The following is a 22,043-nucleotide window of genomic DNA, read 5'->3' on the forward strand; positions in this document are numbered from 1 at the left end:
CGACGTGAGCGGATGGCCCGCCGCGGATCAGTGCTTGACTTCGCCGATCAGCGCGACCGAGTCGAACGCGCGCTGGTTGGCCTGGTGACGCCGCATCACGAACCACATCATCACGCAGACGAAAGTGCCGAACAGCACGATCACCGCCGTGACCGGCACGTCGAGCCACACCAGCACGGCATAGAGGCACAGCATGACGAGCACGGAGAGGTTTTCGTTGAAATTCTGCACGGCGATCGAGTGACCCGCCGACAGCAGCACGTGCCCGCGATGCTGCAGCAGCGCGTTCATCGGCACGACGAAAAAGCCCGACAGGCCGCCGACGATCATCAGGAAAATGTACGCGACGATCAGATAGCCCGGCACATGCAGGCGGCCGAAATAGATGCCCCAATGCGCGGGGAACAGGTCGCGCGTGTAGAACGCCATCAGCATCACGGCAATGCCCATCATGATGCCGACCGGCAGCACCGAGAGCGACTTCTTCAGCGGCACGCGCGAGGCCGCGAAAATCGCGCCGGCCGCCACGCCCACGGCCACCACCGCCTGCAGAATGGCCGCTTCGGAGAGCGACATGTTCAGCGACACCTCGGCCCATTTCAGCACGATGAATTGCAGCGTCGCGCCGGCGCCCCAGAAGAGCGTGGTGACGGCAAGCGAAATCTGGCCGAGCTTGTCGCGCCACAGCACGAGGAAACAGTCGGCGAAATCGGTGACGAGTTTGATCGGGCCGCGTTCCTGTTTCGGATAGCGCGCGCCGGTGTCGGGAATGCGCAGATTGAACAGCGCGGCGATAACGTAGATGGCCATGATGACCAGCATCGCGGCCTCGGCGGGCGTGTTGACCGAGGGAATGTGGTGCCGCAGGATCGGCGCGGCGATGTGCGGGCTGATGAGCGCCCCGCCGAGCACGGTGCCGAGAATGATCGAGCCGACGGTCGTGCCTTCGATCCAGCCATTCGCGGCGACCAGCCGGTCAGGCGGCAGCAGCTCGGTGAGAATGCCGTATTTGGCGGGCGAGTAGGCCGCCGCGCCGAAGCCGACGATGCCGTACGCAAGAAGCGGATGCGCGCCCACCAGCATCGTGATGCAACCGACCACCTTGATGGTATTGGTGATGAACATCACGCGTCCTTTCGGACGGGAGTCGGCGAAGGCGCCCACGAAGGCGGCGAGAACGACGTACGACAGCACAAAGAACAGCTTGAGCAGCGGCGTCATCCAGTTCGGGGCGTGAAGATCTTTCAGCAGTGCGATAGCAGCGATCAGAAGCGCATTGTCGGCCAGCGACGAAAAAAACTGCGCGGCCATGATGGTGTAAAAACCTTTTTTCATCTGATGCGATGCTGTCCTCGCTGCGGTCTGTCCGCCCCGGCCGCTGGTTGAGCGTCCGGGCTTATGCCGTTCGTCGAAATGGGTTGTGCGCACGGCTTTATATCATGAAAATAGATGGATTCGGACTAGCAGAATCCTTGATCGCACCGCCCAGCGGGCTACCGAGCGCTGAAAACGCCCTGTAAGCCGCTGATTCGCAAGCGTCTTTACGAAAATATCCCATGCCGCGCCCGCTCTCAGCCACGATTCATACCTCCGCTCTCGCCAATAATCTCGCCGTTGCCCGGCGCTATGCGCCGAAATCGAAAATCTGGGCCGTCGTCAAGGCCAACGCTTACGGGCACGGCCTTGCGCGCGTTTTTCCCGGCCTGCGCGCAACCGACGGCTTTGGGTTGCTGGACCTCGAAGAAGCCGTGAAGTTGCGTGAATTGGGCTGGGCCGGCCCGATTCTTCTGCTCGAAGGCTTCTTTCGTCCGACCGATATCGACGTGATCGACCGCTACAGCCTGACCACCGCGCTGCATTCGGACGAACAGCTGCGCATGCTCGAAATGGCGCGTCTGTCCAAACCGGTCAATATCCAGTTGAAGATGAACACCGGCATGAATCGCCTTGGTTACACGCCGGAGAAGTTCCGCGCCGCGTGGGAACGGGCGCGCGCTGCCCAAGGCGTCGGCCAGATCACGTTGATGACCCATTTCTCGGACGCCGACGGCGATCGCGGCGTGGACTATCAGGTGCAGGCGTTCGAGCGCGGCGCGCAAGGCATTGCCGGCGCGCGCAGCCTCGCCAACTCGGCGGCCACGTTGTGGCATCCGGCTACGCACTTCGACTGGGTGCGCCCGGGCATCATCATGTACGGCGCGTCGCCCTCCGGCGTCACGGCGGCGATCGAAGGCACCGGCCTGCAGCCCGCCATGACGCTCGCCTCGGAACTGATCGCCGTGCAGACGCTCAGCGAAGGCAATACGGTCGGCTACGGGTCGTCGTTCAAGGCGCGCGGGTCGATGCGCATCGGCGTGGTGGCGTGCGGCTATGCGGACGGCTATCCGCGCGTCGCGCCGGAAGGCACGCCGGTGATCGTCGACGGTGTGCGCACGCGGATCGTCGGGCGCGTCTCGATGGACATGCTCACCGTCGACCTGACGCCGGTGCCGACCGCCAACGTCGGCTCGCGCGTCGAACTGTGGGGCACCTCGCTTCCGATCGACGACGTCGCGCAGGCGTGCGGCACCATCGGCTATGAGCTGATGTGCGCCGTGGCGCCGCGCGTGCCGGTGCGGGCGGAGTAAGGGTCCGCGACCCGGGTACGTAACCTAGGCACGCAACCCGGGCGCCCGCCTGGCCTTGCAGCAAGCGTTTCAATCCAAGAACAGCAACACAGGCAATAACGCGTGGCAAAACCCAAAACGTTGTACATCTGCAGTGAATGCGGCGGGCAATCGCCGAAATGGGCCGGCCAGTGCCCCTCGTGCAATGCGTGGAACACGCTGGTCGAGTCGGTGGCGGAAGCGCCGTCCACACATCGCTTCCAGTCGCTCGCGAAGAGCGCGCCGGTGCGCCGTCTCGCCGATATCGAGGCATCCGATGTGCCGCGCTTTTCCACCGGCGTGAGCGAGTTCGACCGCGTGCTGGGCAGCGGTCTGGTGCCGGGCGGCGTGGTGCTGATCGGCGGCGATCCGGGCATCGGCAAATCGACGCTGCTGCTGCAATCGCTCGCGGAGATCGCCGCCGACAAACGCGCGCTTTATATCAGCGGCGAAGAGTCGGCTGCGCAAATTGCGTTGCGCGCGCAACGGCTTTCGTTGCTGGAGCCGGGCTCGAAGGCAAGCGAGCTGCAATTGCTGGCGGAGATCCAGCTCGAAAAAATTCAGGCGACGATCTCCGAGCAGCGGCCCGATGTCGCGGTGATCGACTCGATCCAGACGGTCTATTCCGACGCGCTGACTTCCGCGCCGGGTTCGGTCGCCCAGGTGCGCGAGTGCGCGGCGCAACTCACGCGCATTGCCAAGCAGTCGGGCACCACCATCATCATGGTCGGCCACGTGACCAAGGAAGGCGCGCTGGCCGGGCCGCGCGTGCTCGAACACATCGTCGACACGGTGTTGTACTTCGAGGGCGACACGCATTCCTCGTATCGTCTGGTGCGCGCGATCAAGAACCGTTTCGGCGCGGTCAACGAACTCGGCGTGTTTGCCATGACCGAGCGCGGCTTGCGCGGAGTGGCCAATCCGTCGGCGCTGTTTCTGTCGCAGCACGAGCAGTCGGTGCCGGGCTCATGCGTGCTGGTGACGCAGGAGGGCACGCGGCCGCTGCTGGTCGAAGTGCAGGCTCTCGTGGACTCGGCCAACGCGCCGAATCCGCGCCGTCTTGCGGTCGGCCTTGAGCAGAACCGGCTCGCCATGCTGCTGGCGGTGCTGCACCGGCATGCCGGCATCGCGTGTTTCGATCAGGATGTGTTCCTGAACGCGGTGGGCGGCGTGAAGATCACCGAGCCCGCCGCCGACCTGGCCGTGCTGCTCGCGATTCATTCGTCCATGCGTAACAAGCCGCTGCCCAAGGGGCTGGTGGTGTTCGGGGAAGTGGGCCTCGCCGGCGAGATCCGGCCGTCGCCGCGCGGTCAGGAGCGCCTGAAGGAAGCCGCCAAGCTGGGCTTTTCGGTCGCGGTGATTCCCAAGGCCAATGCGCCGAAACAGCCGATCGAAGGCTTACAGGTCGTTGCGGTCGAACGGATCGAACAGGCCATCGACCGGGTCCGCACGCTTGAGTAGACGGGGTTCGGGCGTTCCGCGGCGCCCGACGTTCCGTAATGGCCGGTAAATATCTCCATATTGGCTGTAACCTACCCGACATTCCTTTTTCCTAAGCTGCAAGGGTATGCATCCCTTCTGATGCCCGAAAAAGGATCGCGCCTTGAAACAGTCACATGAAACCGGAGCCGAACGGCCGATACAGGTGCGCGGCTGCCGCGTCTCCGCGCCTATTCATCAGCCATGGGGCGGCGCTTGCCGGATTGTCGAGTGGATCGACACGGCAGGGCAAATCTCCCGGCGGGTGGTGGCGGAAGACGCCACGGCCGCCGAAGTCCGCGCGACGATCAATCGTCATGTGGAAGGCCGCAAGCATGTGCTTTACGACGACGAAAAGACGCCGCGTCAGACGTTGCCGCGGCAGACGGTGGCGCGGCGGTAACGGCTCTGGAGCGTGGACCTGCGCGTGCGGGTTGGGTGATCGGTTTGTGCCCCGGTTGCCGGTCGTGTCACTTCAGGCCAATGCCACAAACGGTCCGATGTGGCCAACTCCGCCAATGCGGCTGGTGAGGCCGGCTGCGGCTAGCGGGAGCGAACGTGCTTTGTGTAAAGCGCCGGTTGCCGACGAGCCTCGGCCGCACGCAAAACTAATTCACCCGCGCGCTAGCTAATCAACCTGTCTTCCTCGTCTGCACCGTCTGCGCTTGCCGTCTCGCAAGCCTGGGGATTGAACAGCGGATGACGCGCGGCTTCCGCCGCCGTCAGCACCGGCGAGACACAGCAGTCGAGCGGCTCCAGCAGCAAAACCCATTCTTGCAGCGGACGCTTGCCGATCACATCAGCGAGTTCCTGCGTGAGCGCGGCGGCGTCCGGGCCGCCGATCGCCTGGCCGAGACTCCAATGTCGCGTGGCCCACTCGGGCCGGTCGAGCGCCATGCAGAGCGTCTCCCAGAACTTCAGTTCGAGTGCGCCGACCGCGAGCCAGCGGTTATCGAGCGTGCGGTACAGGTTGTAGCAGGGCACACCGCCGTTCAGCAGGCCGGCGCCGACGCCAGGCGCCGCGCCATCATTGGCGAGCGAGACCTGTGCCACCACGTTGTGCGCGTAGGTGACATGCGTCATGGAGACATCGACGAAGCGGCCCTCGCCGCCGCGCGAAACATGCCACAGCGCCGCGAGGATCTGCGTGACCGCGCTCAGCGCGCCGCCGAGCAGGTCGGCAATCTGGAAATTCGGCAGGATCGGCGCGCCGTCACGGCCCGCCAGTTGATCGAGCACGCCCGCATAGCCGATGTAGTTCAGATCGTGTCCGGCATGGTCGACGAACGGACCGCTCGCGCCGTATCCGCTGATTGCGCAGTAAACCAGCCGGGGATTGTGCGCGCGCAGCGTTTCGTAGCCGAGGCCCAGCCGCTCCATCACGCCGGGCCGGAAACTCTCGATCAGCACGTCCGCTTCCGCGGCGAGCGCGCACAGCACGTTGCGTCCCGCTTCGGACTTGAGGTCGAGGCGCGTTTCGCGCTTGCCGCGATTCACCAGCCGGTAAAACGCGCCGGGCCGCCCGGCCACGCGATCGCTCGACGATTGCATCATCGTGCGGGTGGGGTCGCCCGCGCCGGGCGCTTCGATCTTCAGCACGTCGGCGCCCAATTCGGCGAGCCGCAAGGCGGCGACCGGGCCCGGCAGCAGGCGCGTGAGGTCGAGCACGCGCAGGCCTTGCAGCGGGGGTGGCGTGGGGACTGCCGGCGAAGTGGCCGAAGCCGATGCGGGTGAAGCAGCCGAAGATTTGGCCCGTGATGCAGCCGAAGATGCTGTCCGTGAAGTACCCGGAGATGCGGCCGAAGGGGCAGCCGGACCCCTGGCCGAAGCCGTCGCCGATGACCCAGCCGACGCCCCAGGCATTGAGACCGATGATGTCGCGGATGACAAAGCCAAGCTCCCGTCGATGCCGGCGCGGACCTGCAACAGCGTGCCGCTAGCCGATTTGTTCGAGTTCCTCATGAGTCTCGAGCCATTTGGCTTCGAGCGCTTCGAGGCGCGCGTTCACATCTGCCTGACGGCGGATTGCCTCCGTCAGTTTGCTTTTCTGCTCGGGCTCGTAACTCGCCGGATCGACGACGAACGCATCGAGCGTCGCCTTCTCCGCGTTGAGCGCGTCCATTTCCTTTTCGATCTTGGTGATCCGGCTTTGCAACGGTTTTTTCAGATGCGCGAGCTTCTGACGCGTTTCCGCTTCGAGGCGCCGCTGTTCTTTGCGGTTCACGCCGGTGTCCGCGCCATCGCCGCCATTCGCGCCGCTCGAAGCCGCGCCCGCCTTGAGCGCCGCGCGCTGCTCAGCCGCATGCTGGAGCAGCCAGTCGCGATAGTCGTCGAGGTCGCCATCGAATTCCTGCAGTCGATGTTTCGCGACCAGCATGAATTGATCCGTGGTGGCGCGCAGCAGATGCCGGTCGTGCGACACCAGAATCAGCGTGCCTTCGAACTGCGCGAGCGCCATGGTCAGTGCGTGACGCGTTTCGAGATCCAGATGGTTGGTCGGTTCGTCGAGCAGCAGCAGGTTTGGCTTTTGCCAGATGATCAGCGCGAGCGCGAGGCGGGCCTTTTCGCCGCCGGAGAAAGGCGCGATCTTCGAGGTCGCCATCTCGCCAGAGAAATTGAAGCTGCCGAGGAAGTCGCGCAATTCCTGCTCGCGCGTGTCCGGTGCGAGACGCGCGAGATGCTGCAACGGGGTGTCGTCCGGACGCAGCGTTTCGAGCTGATGCTGCGCGAAGTAGCCGATGCGCAGCCCCTTGCCTTCGCGCACATGGCCGCCGAGCGCCTCGAGCGTGCCGGCAAGCGTCTTGATCAGCGTGGACTTGCCTTGGCCGTTCGCGCCGAGCAGCCCGATGCGCTGACCGTTCTGGATCGACAGCATGACGTGCTTGACGATCGGAATCTCGATGCTTTCATTGCCTTCGACGCGGTAGCCGCAGCGCACGTCTTCCATCACCATCATCGGGTTCGGGGCGGAATCGGGCGTGCGGAATTCGAACGTGAAAGGCGAGGACGCGTGCGCCGGCGCGATCAGTTCCATCTTTTCCAACGCCTTGACGCGGCTCTGCGCCTGGCGCGCCTTGGTGGCCTGGGCCTTGAAGCGGTTGATGTAGCTCTGCAAATGCTCGACCGTGCGCTGCTGTTTCTCGTACGCGCTTTGCTGCAGCGCGATCTGCTGCGCGCGCAGCACTTCGAATTGCGAGTAGTTGCCGCCGTAGCGCTTGATCTGCTGCTGCTCCAGATGCAGCGTGACATTGCAGACCGAATCGAGAAATTCGCGGTCGTGCGAGATCACGATCAGCGTGCCGGGATAACGGGCCAGCCAGTCTTCCAGCCAGACGATCGCGTCGAGATCCAGGTGGTTGGTCGGTTCGTCGAGCAGCAGCAGATCGGAGCGGCACATCAGCGCCTGCGCCAGATTCAACCGCATGCGCCAGCCGCCCGAGAAGCTGCTGACCGGCTCGCGGGTCTGGTCGAGCGTAAAGCCGAGGCCGAGCAGCAGGGCTTCGGCGCGCGCGGGCGCGGTGTAGCCGTCGGCGTCGGCGAACGCGGCGTGCGCTTCGCCTTCGGCCGCGCCGTCGTGCGCGGCGGAGGCGGCGGCGATCGCCGCTTCGATCGCGCGCAAGGCAGCGTCGCCGTCCAGCGTGTAGGCGAGGGCGGTCTTGTCCGCGGCGGGCGTTTCCTGCGCGACGTGGGCGATCTGCCAGTTCGGCGGGATCGAAAAATCGCCGCCGTCCGCATGCAATTCGCCGAGCAGCACGGCGAACAGCGTCGACTTGCCCGCGCCGTTCGCCCCCACAAGGCCGGCCTTCTCGCCGGGGTTGAGGGTGAACGTGGTGTTGTCGAAGAGCGGCTTGGTGCCGCGCGCGAGACTGAACTGGTTAAAGCGGATCACGAAGAGGCCGGCCGAAGAAAACCGCTATTTTAGACTGCCGGGACTGACACCGGGCGCTCAACGGGCATCGGCCATTCGGCCGACTGTAGCGCCGAGGCTTTTGGCATAGACTGACGGCTTTCACGGGGGGAGCACATGACATCGATCTATTCGTTTTCGGCACACACGTTGGGCGGCGAGGAAGTCAGCCTTGGGCAGTACGAGGGCAAGGTTCTGCTGATCGTCAACACGGCGAGCGAATGCGGGTTCACGCCGCAGTACGCGGGCTTGCAGAAGCTGTACGACACCTACGCCGCACGCGGGCTCGCGGTGCTCGGATTTCCCTGCAATCAGTTCGGCAAGCAGGAGCCGGGCGACGCCGCGCAGATCGGCAGCTTCTGCGAAAAGAACTACGGCGTGACGTTCCCGATGTTCGACAAGGTCGACGTGAACGGTGCGAACGCGCATCCGCTGTTCCGCTATCTGACGGGCGAGGCGCCCGGTCTGCTCGGGCTGGAAGCGATCAAGTGGAACTTCACCAAGTTCCTGATCGGCCGCGACGGCAACGTGGTGAAGCGCTATGCGCCGCTGACGAAGCCCGAGGCAATCACCGAGGACATCGAAAAACTGCTGTAAAGCGGCGGCTAGAGGATTGGCGAGAAGAGACGCGCCACATGCATGAGCACGCGTTTGAAGGCGGTTGCCGTGCGGTATTCATTGCGGTCGATTTCGCGCGATTCGGCGAAGTCGGCCAGCAGCATCGTTTCGACCTCTTTGGCGAAACCGCGGTCCACGGTCAGCACCATGATCTCGAAGTTCAGCCGGAACGAGCGGTTGTCGAGATTCGCGCTGCCGATTGCGGCGGCCGCGCTGTCGATCAGCACGACCTTCTGATGCAGGAAGCCCGGCTGGTAGCGGAAGATCCGGATTCCCGCGCGTAGCGAGTCGTACGCATACAGTTTCGAGGCGGCAAACACCACGAGGTGATCGCGCCGGCTCGGAATCAGAATGCGCACGTCCACGCCGCGCAGCGCCGCGAGCCGCAAGGCCGAGAACACCGCCTCGTCGGGGATCAGGTAGGGCGAGGTGATCCAGACTCGCTCGCGCGCCGCGTTGATCGCTTCGACGAAAAAGAGCGAGCAGGTCTCCTGCTTGTCCGCCGGACCGCTCGGCACGACGAGGCAGTGCATGTTGTGTCCCGCTGCGGACCCCGCGGCCGGAGCGGGCGGCAAGTCGAACTCGGGCAACTGCTGCGTGGCCCAGTGCCAGTCTTCCGTGAACACGAACTGGATGCTGGCGACCGCCGGTCCGCGCACCTCGATATGCGTATCGCGCCACGGCGAGAGCGGCGGCTTGCCGCCGAGATATTCCACGCCCACGTTGTGCCCGCCGACAAACGCGCGTTCGCCATCCACCGAAACGATCTTGCGGTGATTGCGGAAGTTCAGTTGCAGACGGTTGACGAAGCGGCGATTGGTGGCGAACGGATGCGTCTCCACGCCGCCCGCGCGCAGCGCCGCCACATAACGATGCGGCAGATCGAAGCTGCCGATGCTGTCGTACAGGAAGTACACGCGCACGCCTTGTTGCGCTTTCGCGATCAGCGCATCTTTGAGCATCTCGCCGAGCGCATCGTCGCGCACGATGAAGAACTGCACGATGATGTAGCGGCGCGCGTTCTCGATGGCGTCGAAGATAGCCTCGAAGGTGGCCGCGCCGTTTACCAGCGTGCGCACCGAGTTGCCGGGCAGAAACGGCATGCCGCCGAGGTGCGTGAGCGAATGCACGAGACGGCCGCCGAGTTCCAGCGTCGGCAGTCCCGCCGACGAAGCGCGCGTGTCCCACTCCGGCGGATGCGCGCGCGTGCGCAGCAGTTCGTTTTCGACGCGTCGTGCGTCCGCATAGCCGGCAAACTTGCTGCGGCCGAGGAACAGATACGGCACGAGCGTCAGATAAGGCATCGCGACCAGCGACACGGCCCACGCAATCGCACCTTGCGAAGTGCGCGTGTTGAGAATCGCGTGACATGCCGCGGCCACGCCGAGAATATGGCAGAGGGCGACCAGCGTGCCGATGTGAAGCAGGTCGAATTGCATAGGCAGGCGTTGGGTTGGCGAAGCGCTGCTTGGACCGGCGCTCGATGAGTGCCGGGCAGCTGACCGCGCTCATCTTACCGAACGTGCGTGCGTTTGGGGGGGGAATGGTCGGGCTGCGCTCGGACCTGGACGGCGAGAGCCTGAATCCGGCGTGGTCGACGTGGCAGCACATCTTTGCGTTTGCTTCGTCGAAGGCCGCGAGTTGGCCTTGGGTAGTCGGGTCAGGCTGTGCGCTCGAATGCGGCGCTCGTGAAGGCGCCTTTGCTCGGAAGCGCGAGACGCCTCGATTACGGGCGATTGCGAACGACCGGGAAAGCGGCTTCACTCCGACGCGGTGCGCGGGATATGACAGCCCGCTGCGCGCACCGCGTCCGGAAGAAGCGACAAGAACTCAAACCGGCAAATCGGCCGCCTGGATCAGGAACACGTTGTCGTCGCCGGCACTGGTCGAGAGCCAGACGAGATCGAGCCCGCCGAATGCCGCTTCCACGTGTTGCCGCTCGTTGCCGATTTCGACGACCAGCACGCCTTCGTCGGTCAGCCAGTTGCGCGCGTCGGCGATGATCCGGCGCACGATGTCCATGCCGTCGACGCCGCCCGCCAGCGCCATGTCCGGCTCGTGCTTGTATTCGGCCGGCAGATCCTGCATCGAAGCCGCGTTCACGTACGGCGGGTTGCTGATGATCACGTCGTAGCGGCGCTCGGCGAGCGGCGCGTACAGATCGCCTTCGAACAGGGCGATGCGGTCATCGAGCTTGTAGTCCGCGACGTTGCGCGCGGCGACTTCCAGCGCGGGCGCCGACAGATCCACGGCGTCGATATCCGCATTCGGGAACGCGTGCGCGGCGAGAATCGCGAGGCACCCGGAACCCGTGCACAACTCCAGCACGGCGCTCACCTGCTCGGGATCTTCCACGTAGGGCTGCAAACCGTCCTGCAGCAATTCGCCGATGAACGATCGCGGCACGATCACGCGCTCGTCCACGTGGAAGCGGAAGCCGTGCATCCAGGCTTCCTGCGTGATGTAGGCAGCCGGCACGCGTTCGGTGGCGCGGCGCTCGATCACGTTCAGCACGGCGTCGATTTCAGCCGCGGTGAGACGCGCGTCGAGAAACGGGTCCAGCAGATCGAGCGGCAGATGCAGCGTGTGCAGGACCAGATAGACGGCTTCGTCGTAGGCATTGGCCGAGCCGTGGCCGAACGACAGTTCGGCCTGGTTGAAACGCGAGACCGCGAAACGCAGCAGGTCGCGAACGGTGGAAAACGGGAGCGTCATCGCAATAGTCCTTGGTTCAGGCGATCAGTTGTTCGAGCACGCGGCGATACACGTTCTTCAGCGGCTCGATGTGTGCGACTTCGATATGTTCGTCGATCTTGTGGATGCTGGCGTTCAACGGGCCGAACTCGATCACCTGCTTGCAGATGCGCGCGATGAAACGGCCGTCCGAAGTGCCGCCGGTGGTGGACAGTTCGGTGTTCAGGCCGGTCTCGTCCTTGATGGCTTTGGCGAGCGCGTTGGACAGATCGCCACGCGGCGTGAGGAACGGCAAGCCGCTCACGGTCCATTGCAGATCGTAGTCGAGATCGTGCTTGTCGAGGATCGCATGCACGCGGGCTTGCAGACCTTCCACCGTGCTCGCCGTCGAGAAGCGGAAGTTGAACATCACGTCCGCATGGCCCGGAATCACGTTGGTCGCGCCGGTGCCGCTGTGAATGTTCGACACCTGCCACGTGGTGGGCGGGAAATATTCGTTGCCGTCGTCCCAGCGTTCGGCCACCAGTTCGGCCAGCGCGGGCGCGAGCAGATGCACCGGATTCTTCGCCAGATGCGGATAGGCGATATGGCCTTGCACGCCCTTGACGATCAGCTTGCCCGACATCGAACCGCGCCGGCCGTTCTTCACCATGTCGCCGAACTGCGCGCTCGAAGTCGGCTCGCCGACGATGCAATAGTCCATGCGCTCGCCGCGCGCCTGCAAAACTTCGACCACCTTCACGGTGCCGTCGGTGGCGGGGCCTTCTTCGTCGCTCGTGATCAGGAAGGCGATCGTGCCGCGGTGTGCCGGGTGCGCTGCGACGAATTCCTCGCTCGCCACCACGAAGCCGGCGATCGACGCTTTCATGTCCGCCGCGCCGCGGCCGTACAGCTTGCCGTCGCGATGGGTCGGCTCGAACGGCGCCGAGCGCCATTGTTCGAGCGGGCCGGTCGGCACCACGTCGGTATGGCCGGCGAACGCGAGCAGCTTGCCCGCGGTGCCGTCGACGCCGCGTTTGACGGCCCACAGGTTGGTCACGCCGTTCGATTCGATGGTCTCGTGCTCGAAGCCGAGCGCGGCGAGGCGCTCGATCAGGAGGCGCTGGCAATGCTGGTCGTCGGGCGTGACGGACGCGCGCGCGATCAGTTGTTCGGTAAGGGCGAGGGTGCCGGACATGGATTCGATACAGCCACTTTGAAATGAAAAAATGCCGGCTGGCGGTTGACCACCGCAGCCGGCAACAGCTTTTTGAGTCACGCGGCCGGGCCGCGTTTTACGACATGGGGCGACACATTCGGCGCATGCACTGAGACTCGCGCCGAACTGGCCGCCTGCCCAGCTATCGGCACTGCACGCCAAACCAGGCGAGTCGCGCCTTACCTGAACAAACAGCACTTTTCTCAGGCAAACAGCGCCGTGTACTCGTCCGCGGAAAAACCGAGCGATTTGACCCGCCCGTTGACCACCAGCACAGGCCGCTTGATCACCGACGGCTTGTGGATCATCAACGCGATCGCGCCCGGTTGCGTGTCCGCGGCCGCTTTCATGTCGTCGGACAGCGCGCGCCACGTGGTGCCGCGCCGGTTCAGCAAGGCGTCGAGCTTCACGTCTTTGAGCCAGTCCTGCACGAGCGGTTCGGTCACGCCGTGTTTCTTGAAGTCGTGGAACTCGAACTCGACGCCGTGCTCTTCCAGCCACACGCGGGCCTTCTTCACGGTGTCGCAGTTCGGGATGCCGTAGACGACGGTTTTGGTGCCGCGCGCCATCAGTCGCCTCGCAGCAGCTCGTTCAGGCCGACCTTCGCGCGCGTCTTGGCATCGACCTTCTTGACGATCACGGCGCAGTAGAGGCTATGCGTGCCGTCTTTCGACGGCAGATTGCCCGCCACCACCACCGAGCCCGCCGGAATGCGGCCGTACGTGACTTCGCCGGTTTCGCGGTCGTAAATCTTGGTGCTCTGGCCGAGGTACACGCCCATCGAGATCACCGAGTTTTCTTCGACGATCACGCCTTCCACGACTTCCGAACGCGCGCCGATAAAGCAGTTGTCTTCGATGATGACCGGGTTCGCCTGCAGCGGCTCCAGCACGCCACCGATACCCACGCCACCCGACAGGTGCACGTTCTTGCCGATCTGCGCGCACGAACCGACGGTGGCCCACGTGTCGACCATCGAGCCTTCGTCGACATACGCGCCGATGTTGGTGTACGACGGCATCAGCACGACGTTCTTCGCGATGAACGAGCCGCGGCGCGCGATGGCGGGCGGCACCACGCGGAAGCCGCCGGCGGCGAAGTCTTCAGCGGTGTAGTTGGCGAACTTCGAGGGCACCTTGTCGTAGAACTGGCTGTAACCGCCGGCCGGCATCGGCGCGTTGTCTTCCAGGCGGAACGACAGCAGCACGGCCTTCTTCAGCCACTGATTGACGACCCAGTCGCCATCCTTCTTTTCCGCGACGCGCAATGCGCCCTTGTCCAGTTGCTCGATGGCGTGGGCGACGGCTTCGCGCACGTCGGCCGGAGCGGCCTTCGGCGACAGTTCGGCGCGATTTTCCCAGGCGGTGTCAATGATCTGCTGAAGTTGTTGCGACATATGCGTGCTTTATCGAAGAGTTGAAATCGGAAGAGGGGATGCGGTGCGCGGGGTTGCGATCAACGACACTCAGCCCGCCAGCGCGCGGCAAAAATCGACGATTCGCTGCGCGCCCTGCGTGCATTCGTCGACGCCGGCGACGAGCGCCATGCGCACGAAATTGCGGCCGGGGTTCACGCCGTGCGCAGTGCGCGCGAGGAACGAGCCCGGCAGAACCGTCACATTATAGTCGGCGTAGAGGCGCTGGGCGAACTCGGTGTCCGTGAGGCCCGTGCGCGAGACGTCCGCCCACAGGTAGAACGCGGCGTCCGGCAGGCGCACGTCGAGCACCTCGGCGAGCATTGGCGTGACGGTGGAAAACTTCTGCACGTACTTCGCGCGGTTCTCGCGCACGTGCGCCTCGTCGTTCCAGGCCACGATGCTGGCACTCTGGAACACCGTCGACAAGGCCGCGCCGTGGTATGTCCGGTATAGCAGGAAGTCCTTCAGAATCGCCGCGTCGCCCGCGACGAAGCCCGAGCGCATACCCGGCACGTTCGAGCGCTTGGACAGGCTCGACAGCATGACGAGGCGCTCGAAACCGCGGCCGAGCTTGTGCGCCGCTTCCAGGCCGCCGAGCGGCGGATTGGCTTCGTCGAAATAGATTTCCGAGTAGCACTCGTCCGAGGCGATCACGAAGCCGTAGCGGTCCGACAGCGCGAACAGCTCGCGCCAGTCGTCGAGCGTGAGCACCGCGCCGGTCGGATTGCCCGGTGAGCAGACATACAGCAGCTGCGTGCGCGCCCAGATGTCGGCCGGCACCGCGGAGTAGTCGCAGGCGAAGTTGCGCGCCGGGTCGCTATTCACGAAGTACGGCTGCGCGCCGGCCAGGATCGCGGCGCCTTCGTAGATTTGGTAGAACGGGTTCGGACAGAGTACGATCGCAGGCTCGCCGTCAGCATTCTTTTTCGGGTCGAGCACGGTCTGGGCGAGCGCGAACAACGCCTCGCGCGAACCCGACACCGGCAGCACCTGGGTGGCCGGATCGACCGGCGGCAGGTTGTAGCGCCGCGTGACCCAATTCGCGATCGACTCGCGCAGCGCCGGCGATCCGATCGTGGCCGGATACGACGACAACCCGCCGAGCGAGGCCACCACGGCGTCACGGATCAATTCGGGCGTGGGATGTTTCGGCTCGCCGATGCCGAAGCTGATATGCGCGAGGCCGGCGGCCGGCGTGACGTCCGCGAAAAGCGCGCGCAGCTTTTCGAACGGGTAGGGCTGGAGGGAGTCGAGGAGCGGATTCACGGGGCGGATCGAGCCTGATCGAAGATGGGCGAGAGACGGATGCGGAAAAGATGCAGCGAAAGCGGGGCACGCGCCGGCGGCGGTAAAACGCGCAAAACACGCTGAACGGCCGGCAGCAGCGGCGAGCGGATGATTATAGCGTGGCGAGCCTGGCATGGCGGGCATACGGTGGCGTGGCGGTTTGCGGGTAAACATGGCACGGGCGGCGTCGCGCAGGCGATTCTCGGCTGGCCGGTGAAGGCAAGGTGAAGCGTTGGGCAGTTGAGCACATGAAGGACAGCGCGCCGTCGAGCAACGGCGCAACCCGCCAGGCGGCGCAGGCAATGCGCTGCAGCGGGAACGACGCGAGCCGCCGACGGTTCGCGCAAGAAGAAGCAGGAGCAGCAATGTACGCAGCAGTCTTGGAGACATCCGGACACAACAGGCGCAGGAGCGCCGCGGTCCACGGCCTGAGCGCCACCGGCGGCTTTGCGAGAAACGCCATAGTTCCCGGCCGGAACGCCACCAGCACCTCAGCGAGAAACGCAGCAGTCCTTGGCCGGAACGTCACTAGCGCCTTCGCCGGAAACGCTGGGGTCCTCAAACGCAACGTCTCAAGTGCTTGTGCGAGAAACGCCGCGGTTCTCGGCGCAAGCTTCATCAGCGCCCACGCAACAAGCATCGCGGTCCGCGACAGCCACACCCCGACCACCTCCGCAAGGAGCCCCGCACCATGACCAACTGGCTTCGCAATGGTTGGCCGACGCTCGCGATCATGCTCGGGGCCTCGGTATGGGGGATGATCTGGTACCCCTTGCGCATGCTGAACGCGCTCGGCGTGACCGGCACGGCGGCGAGCGCACTGACGAGCGGCGCCGGCTGTCTATTCGTGCTGCTGGTGCGCTATCGCGCGCTCAAAACCGTGCGCTGGCACTGGCTGCTGCCCGCTCTTGCGCTGGCGGCGGGCATCACCAACCTCGGCTTCGTGTGGGGCTCGATTCACGGCCAGGTGATGCGCGTGCTGCTGCTGTTCTATCTCACCCCCGCGTGGACCGCGCTTTTCGCGCACTTCATCCTGCATGAACGCTTGACCTGGGGCGGCGCGGCACTCGCCGCGCTGTCGCTGGCCGGCGCGATGACCATGCTCTGGTCACCGCAATTGGGCATTCCAGTGCCCGGCAATCTCGCCGAATGGGCGGGTCTCGCGGGCGGCATGGGCTTCGCCATGAGCAACGTGCTGATTCTCAAGACGAGCCGCGTGCTGCCGGACATGAAGCCGGAAATGCGCACCGCGACGATCTTCGGCGGCGCGGCGCTGTTCAGTGCCTGCGCCTCGCTGTTCGAGGCGATGCCCGCGCCGCCCACCGGCGCGCATCTCGGCACGGCCGTCTGGCTGGTGCTAGGACTCGGCTTTCTGCTGGCGTCGAACAATATGCTGGTGCAGTACGGGCTCGCGCGCGTGCCGGCCAATCGCGCATCGATCATCATGCTGTTCGAGATCGTGGTCACGGCGCTGTCCGCGTGGCTGTTCGCCGGCGAGACGCCCGGTCCGCGCGAATGGGCGGGCGGCGTGTGCATCGTGCTGGCTTCGGCGCTGTCCAGCTGGGTGCATCGGACCAAGGCTATGCCGCCCGATCCGGCCATTCAGGAGGCCAGTCTCGCCGACCAGCGCGATACCGGGCTCGACGACCGTAAGGACGGCAAAAACCGCCCACGCGCGATGGTATGATTGCCCCTCATTAGCCGGCGCATGCCTCACCGCATGAAGCCGGCACCCGAGGCGCGAGGGTTCGCGGGCCGTGTCGCTCTGTCGGCGAACGGCTGGCGCGGCCTTCACGAGCCACCTATTTTTTCCCTTTTCAAACAGCGAAATCGCCGTGCGTCTGACCTCGATCAAACTCGCTGGCTTCAAGTCATTCGTCGATCCCACGCATTTCCAGGTTCCGGGCCAGCTAGTCGGCGTGGTGGGACCGAACGGGTGCGGCAAGTCCAACATCATCGACGCCGTGCGCTGGGTGCTCGGCGAATCGCGCGCCTCCGAGCTGCGCGGCGAGTCGATGCAGGACGTGATCTTCAATGGCTCGACCGCGCGCAAGCCGGGTAGCCGCGCCAGCGTCGAACTCGTGTTCGACAACGCCGACGGCCGTGCCGCCGGCCAGTGGGGGCAGTATGCCGAAATCGCCGTGAAGCGCGTGCTCACGCGCGACGGCACCTCGAGCTACTACATCAACAATCTGCCGGCGCGCCGCCGCGACATTCAGGACATCTTCCTCGGCACCGGCCTCGGGCCGCGCGCGTACGCGATCATCGGGCAGGGCATGATCGCGCGCCTGATCGAGGCGAAACCGGAAGAGCTGCGCGTGTTCCTCGAAGAAGCCGCCGGCGTGTCGAAGTACAAGGAACGCCGTCGCGAGACTGAGAACCGTCTGCACGACACGCGGGAAAATCTGACGCGGGTCGAAGATATCGTTCGGGAACTCAGTTCGAATCTGGAGAAACTGGAAGCGCAGGCCGTGGTCGCCACGCGCTACAAGGAACTGCAGACCGACGGCGAAGAGAAGCAGCGCCTCCTGTGGCTGTTGCGCAAGAACGAAGCCGGCGGCGAGCAGGAACGCCAGCAACGCGCGATCGAACAGGCCCAGATCGATCTCGAAGCGCACACCGCGAAGCTGCGCGAAGTCGAAGCGCAACTCGAAACGCTGCGCGTCGCGCATTACTCCGCCAGCGACGCCATGCAAGGCGCGCAAGGCGCGCTCTACGAGGCGAATTCGGAAGTCAGCCGGCTCGAAGCCGAGATCAAGTTCATCGTCGAATCGCGCAATCGCGTGCAGGCGCAGATCGCCGCGCTGAACGCGCAGCGCGAGCAGTGGCAATCGCAAGCGCAAAAAGCGCAAGACGATCTCGAAGACGCCGAAGAACAACTGGCCGTCGCTGAAGAAAAAGCCGCGCTCGCCGAAGACGAAGCCGCCGCCAAGCACGACGCGATGCCCGCGCTCGAAGCGCGCTGGCGCGATGCGCAAACGGAGTTGAACGCCGAGCGCGGCGGTATCGCGCAGACCGAACAGGCGCTCAAGCTCGAAGCCGCGCATCAGCGTAATGCCGATCAGCAATTGCAGCAATTGCAGGCGCGTCATGAGCGGTTGAAGTCGGAAGCGGGTGGCCTCGACGCCCCCGACGAAGCGCAGCTCGAAGACTTGCGCATGCAACTCGCGGAGCATGAGGAAATCCTGCACGACGCGCAAACGCGTTTGTCCGACGCGCAGGAAACGCTGCCGCGCCTCGACGGCGAACGCCGCACCGCGCAGGAGCGCGTGCAGGCGGAAAGCGCCCAGATTCATCAGCTCGACGCGCGCCTTGCCGCCCTCAAGCAACTGCAGGAAAACGTCCAGACCGAAGGCAAGATCCAGCCGTGGCTCGAAAAGCACGAGTTGGGCAGCCTGCCGCGTCTGTGGAAGAAGCTGCATGTCGAAGCCGGCTGGGAAGCCGCGCTCGAGGCCGTGCTGCGCGAGCGGCTCGCCGCGCTGGAAGTGTCGAACCTCGACTGGGTCAAGGCCTTCGCCACCGACGCGCCGCCCGCCAAGCTCGCCTTCTATGCGCCGCCCGTCGCCGGTCAGCCCGCCGCCACGCCGCCCGCATTGCGGCCGCTGCTGTCGCTGGTGCGGATCGACGACGCGGGCATCCGCGCGGTGCTGAACGACTGGCTCGGGCTCGCATTCGTCGCCGACGACCTGCAGCAGGCGCTCGCCATGCGCTCGCAGTTGCCGGAAGGCGGCTCGCTCGTCGTCAAGGCGGGGCACGTGGTGACGCGCGTCGGCGTGCAACTGTATGCCGCCGATTCCGAGCAGGCCGGCATGCTGGCCCGTCAGCAGGAAATCGAAAATCTGGCGCGCCAGGTTCGCGCGCAAGCCTTGCTCGCCGACGAAGCAAAGGCCGCCGCGATCCGCGCCGAAGCCGCTCACACGCAAGCCGCCCAGCTGCTGACCGATGCGCGTCAGCAGGCGGAGCGCGCTACGCAGCGCGTGCACGCCCTGCAAATGGACGTGCTCAAACTCACCCAGGCGCACGAGCGTTACACCCAGCGCAGCACGCAGATTCGCGAGGAACTCGCGGAAATCACCGCGCAGATCGAAGAGCAGCGCGCCATGCGCGCGGAGTCGGAAGCGAACTTCGAGCGTCATGATGGCGAACTCGCCGAATTGCAGGCGCGTTTCGAAGATCATCAACTGGCCTTCGAGGCGCTCGACGAACAACTCACCGCCGCTCGCGGCGAGGCGCGCGATCTCGACCGTGCCGCCACCGACGCGCGCTTCGCGGCGCGCAACATGGCGAACCGCATCGACGAACTGAAGCGCAGCATTCAGGTCGCGCACGAGCAGAGCGAGCGTGTCGCGGCGTCGCTGGAAGATGCGCGCGCCGAGCTGGAAACCATCAACGAGCAGACCGCGCACACCGGCTTGCAGGACGCGCTCGACATTCGCGCCGTCAAGGAAGAAGCGCTGCACGCCGCGCGCCTCGAACTGGACGATCTCACCGCCAAGCTGCGCGCCGCCGACGAAACCCGTCTGACCGCCGAGCGCGCATTGCAGCCGCTGCGCGACCGCATCAACGAATTGCAATTGAAGGAACAGGCGGCGCGCCTGAACGGCGAGCAGTTCATCGAACAACTCGCCGCGGCCGGTGTCGACGAGGCGCAATTGCAGGCCAAGCTCACGCCGGACATGAAGCCGTCGTATCTGCAGGGCGAAGTCACGCGCATCAACAACGCCATCACTGCGCTCGGTCCGGTCAACATGGCCGCGCTCGACGAACTGAAGGCGGCGACCGAGCGCAAGACGTTCCTCGACGCGCAATCCACCGACCTGAACAGCGCGATCGAAACGCTCGAAGACGCCATCCGCAAGATCGACGCGGAAACGCGCACGCTCCTGCAAGGCACCTTCGACCAGGTGAACCATCATTTCGGCGAACTGTTCCCGCGTCTGTTTGGCGGCGGCCAGGCGAAGCTGATCATGACCGGCGACGAAATTCTCGACGCCGGCGTGCAGGTGATGGCGCAGCCGCCAGGCAAGAAGAATTCGACGATTCACCTGCTGTCGGGCGGCGAAAAAGCGCTGACGGCGACCGCGCTGGTGTTCGCGATGTTCCAGTTGAATCCCGCGCCGTTCTGTCTGCTGGACGAAGTGGACGCGCCGCTCGACGACGCCAACACGGAACGTTTCGCGAACCTCGTGCGGGCGATGTCGGACAAAACCCAGTTCCTGTTCATCTCGCACAACAAGATCGCAATGGAAATGGCGCAGCAGTTGATCGGCGTGACCATGCAGGAGCAGGGCGTGTCGCGGATCGTCGCGGTCGACATGGAATCCGCCGCTGGTTTCGCCCAGAATATCGTTTGAGTTTGATTTGAATTGAGCCTCGCGGGTGTCCGCGTTCAGCGCAGCGGCCGGTGGTCGCGCGACACGTGGAGCGGGCGCAGAGCCGCGCAGATAAAAGAATTGCTGATGGAGCATGCATGGACGAGTTGACACTCGGTTTGATCGGCGCGGGTGCCGTGGTGGTCGGGGGCGTGGTCGTGTACAACGCGTGGCAGAGCGCGAAGGTGCGCCGCAAGATGCCGCGGCCGATGCCGGCCGAAGCCGCCGAGAATCTCGCGCGGGACGATCAGGAGGAACAGAGCCCGTTCATCGAACCGGCCCGGCCGACCACGCGCCGTGAGCCGGTAGTGGGCGCCGAAGCCGCGGAGCAACCCGCGGCGGCGCGCGTCGAACCAACGTTCGGCGGCCAGGCGGCCGGCACGGCGCCGCTCGACACGGCGGCCGATATTCAGGCCGAGACGACCACACCGAACGGCTATCCGGAAGCCGAGGGCGTGGCCGAAGCCGAACGCGACGCGAGCGCCGAGAGCGCGCAAGTCCGCCAGTCCGGCGAACCCGTCGAACCGATTCTGCCCGCCGCCACGACGATCTCGTCGGCGCCGCCGGCTATCGTCGATCGCCGCATCGACTGCATCGTGCCGATCCGTTTGAACGGTCCGGTCGCGGGCGACAAGGTGATTCCGCTCGCGCAGCGTCTGCGCCGCGCGGGCAGCAAGCCGGTGCATATCGAGGGCAAGCTCGAAGGCGGCGCGTGGGAGCTGCTGCAAAACGGCGCACGCTACGAAGAACTGCGCGCGGCCGCGCAACTGGCCAATCGCAGCGGCGCCCTCAACGAACTGGAGTTTTCCGAGTTCGTGACCGGCGTGCAGCAGTTCGCCGACGCGCTGGATGCGTCGCCGGAATTCCCGGACATGCTCGAAACCGTGGCGATGGCGCGCGAGCTCGACGGCTTTGCCGCGCAGTGCGACGCGCAGTTGTCGATCAACGTGCTCTCCGATGGCGCGCCATGGTCGGCCAACTACGTGCAGGCGGTCGCGTCGCAAGACGGCCTGCTGCTTTCGCGCGACGGCACGCGTTTCGTCAAACTCGACTCGAAGCAAAGCCCGGTGTTCATGCTGCAATTCGGCGACACCAACTTCCTGCGCGACGACCTCACCTACAAGGGCGGCCAGATGATCACGCTGGTGCTCGACGTGCCGGTGGCCGATGAAGACATTCTGCCGTTCCGTCTGATGTGCGACTACGCGAAATCGTTGGCCGAGCGCATCGGCGGGCGGGTGGTCGACGACGGCCGCCGTCCGTTGCCGGAAACCGCACTGCTCGCCATCGAGAAACAGTTGATGACGCTCTACGCGAAGCTCGAACAGGCGGGCATTCCGGCAGGCTCGCCGGCCACGCGGCGGTTGTTCAGCCAGTAAAGTTTCTACGTTTTATCGTTATCTCCGACGGCCGCACGATGTGCGGC

16 protein-coding genes are annotated in these 22,043 nt (G+C 65.1%); 7 read left to right on the plus strand and 9 right to left on the minus strand.

Annotated features, from left to right (window positions below; all coding sequences use genetic code 11):
* Positions 1 to 27: 27 nt before the first annotated feature.
* Positions 28 to 1,335 (minus strand): lysophospholipid transporter LplT, encoded by a 1,308-nt coding sequence (gene lplT / locus ACFSNN_RS21805; protein ID WP_134455691.1) that lies wholly within the window; start codon positions 1,333 to 1,335, stop codon positions 28 to 30.
* Positions 1,336 to 1,556: 221 nt separating this feature from the next.
* Between lplT and alr the strand changes: the two genes are divergently transcribed.
* The 3 genes from alr to ACFSNN_RS21820 all read left to right on the plus strand — a co-directional run bounded on the left by alr (position 1,557) and on the right by ACFSNN_RS21820 (position 4,527).
* Positions 1,557 to 2,627 carry an alanine racemase gene (alr, locus tag ACFSNN_RS21810; protein ID WP_134455692.1) on the plus strand — a complete coding sequence of 357 codons (1,071 nt, stop codon included), beginning with the start codon at positions 1,557 to 1,559 and terminating at the stop codon, positions 2,625 to 2,627.
* A gap of 102 nt (positions 2,628 to 2,729) precedes the next feature.
* Positions 2,730 to 4,106 carry a DNA repair protein RadA gene (radA, locus tag ACFSNN_RS21815; protein ID WP_134455693.1) on the plus strand — a complete coding sequence of 459 codons (1,377 nt, stop codon included), beginning with the start codon at positions 2,730 to 2,732 and terminating at the stop codon, positions 4,104 to 4,106.
* Positions 4,107 to 4,248: 142 nt separating this feature from the next.
* Complete coding sequence (locus tag ACFSNN_RS21820; protein ID WP_134455694.1) at positions 4,249 to 4,527, plus strand: DUF2866 domain-containing protein; 279 nt, start codon at positions 4,249 to 4,251, stop codon at positions 4,525 to 4,527.
* A gap of 221 nt (positions 4,528 to 4,748) precedes the next feature.
* Here ACFSNN_RS21820 and ACFSNN_RS21825 read toward each other — a convergent pair whose 3' ends face one another.
* Complete coding sequence (locus tag ACFSNN_RS21825) at positions 4,749 to 5,807, minus strand: CaiB/BaiF CoA transferase family protein (protein ID WP_134458778.1); 1,059 nt, start codon at positions 5,805 to 5,807, stop codon at positions 4,749 to 4,751.
* A gap of 253 nt (positions 5,808 to 6,060) precedes the next feature.
* A complete protein-coding gene (locus ACFSNN_RS21830; protein WP_134455695.1) occupies positions 6,061 to 8,013 on the minus strand; it encodes an ATP-binding cassette domain-containing protein in 1,953 nt (650 codons plus the stop codon).
* A gap of 135 nt (positions 8,014 to 8,148) precedes the next feature.
* Here ACFSNN_RS21830 and ACFSNN_RS21835 point away from each other — a divergent pair, with 135 nt between their 5' ends.
* Positions 8,149 to 8,628: a glutathione peroxidase gene (locus ACFSNN_RS21835; protein WP_134455696.1), complete on the plus strand. Its 480-nt coding sequence runs from the start codon at positions 8,149 to 8,151 to the stop codon at positions 8,626 to 8,628.
* 8 nt (positions 8,629 to 8,636) lie between these two features.
* On the opposite strand, the gene cls is transcribed toward ACFSNN_RS21835, so the two are convergent.
* The 6 genes from cls to dapC form a co-directional block, all read right to left on the minus strand.
* Positions 8,637 to 10,088 carry a cardiolipin synthase gene (gene cls, locus ACFSNN_RS21840; RefSeq protein WP_134455697.1) on the minus strand — a complete coding sequence of 484 codons (1,452 nt, stop codon included), beginning with the start codon at positions 10,086 to 10,088 and terminating at the stop codon, positions 8,637 to 8,639.
* Positions 10,089 to 10,479: 391 nt separating this feature from the next.
* The gene (prmB, locus tag ACFSNN_RS21845) at positions 10,480 to 11,364 is read right to left on the minus strand and encodes a 50S ribosomal protein L3 N(5)-glutamine methyltransferase (protein ID WP_134455698.1); all 885 of its coding nucleotides are present in this window, start codon (positions 11,362 to 11,364) and stop codon (positions 10,480 to 10,482) included.
* A gap of 16 nt (positions 11,365 to 11,380) precedes the next feature.
* Positions 11,381 to 12,520 (minus strand): succinyl-diaminopimelate desuccinylase, encoded by a 1,140-nt coding sequence (gene dapE, locus ACFSNN_RS21850; protein WP_134455699.1) that lies wholly within the window; start codon positions 12,518 to 12,520, stop codon positions 11,381 to 11,383.
* Between the two features lie 224 nt (positions 12,521 to 12,744).
* Entirely contained in the window at positions 12,745 to 13,110 is a 366-nt protein-coding gene (locus ACFSNN_RS21855; protein WP_106313381.1) for an ArsC family reductase, read from the minus strand.
* The gene (dapD, locus tag ACFSNN_RS21860; RefSeq protein WP_134455700.1) at positions 13,110 to 13,937 is read right to left on the minus strand and encodes a 2,3,4,5-tetrahydropyridine-2,6-dicarboxylate N-succinyltransferase; all 828 of its coding nucleotides are present in this window, start codon (positions 13,935 to 13,937) and stop codon (positions 13,110 to 13,112) included. Before dapD ends, ACFSNN_RS21855 begins: the two co-directional genes overlap by 1 nt.
* A gap of 69 nt (positions 13,938 to 14,006) precedes the next feature.
* A complete protein-coding gene (dapC, locus tag ACFSNN_RS21865) occupies positions 14,007 to 15,224 on the minus strand; it encodes a succinyldiaminopimelate transaminase (protein WP_134455701.1) in 1,218 nt (405 codons plus the stop codon).
* A 712-nt stretch (positions 15,225 to 15,936) separates the two neighbouring features.
* On the opposite strand from dapC, the gene ACFSNN_RS21870 reads away from it, so the two are divergent.
* The 3 genes from ACFSNN_RS21870 (at position 15,937) to ACFSNN_RS21880 (ending at position 21,996) form a co-directional block, all read left to right on the plus strand.
* Positions 15,937 to 16,932: a DMT family transporter gene (locus tag ACFSNN_RS21870; RefSeq protein ID WP_134455703.1), complete on the plus strand. Its 996-nt coding sequence runs from the start codon at positions 15,937 to 15,939 to the stop codon at positions 16,930 to 16,932.
* Positions 16,933 to 17,080: 148 nt separating this feature from the next.
* Positions 17,081 to 20,599 carry a chromosome segregation protein SMC gene (gene smc / locus ACFSNN_RS21875; RefSeq protein ID WP_134455704.1) on the plus strand — a complete coding sequence of 1,173 codons (3,519 nt, stop codon included), beginning with the start codon at positions 17,081 to 17,083 and terminating at the stop codon, positions 20,597 to 20,599.
* Between the two features lie 116 nt (positions 20,600 to 20,715).
* Complete coding sequence (locus ACFSNN_RS21880) at positions 20,716 to 21,996, plus strand: cell division protein ZipA C-terminal FtsZ-binding domain-containing protein (RefSeq protein ID WP_134455705.1); 1,281 nt, start codon at positions 20,716 to 20,718, stop codon at positions 21,994 to 21,996.
* Positions 21,997 to 22,043: the final 47 nt, after the last annotated feature.

Source organism: Paraburkholderia dipogonis, from assembly GCF_042680985.1.
Taxonomy (GTDB): Bacteria; Pseudomonadota; Gammaproteobacteria; order Burkholderiales; family Burkholderiaceae; genus Paraburkholderia; species Paraburkholderia phytofirmans.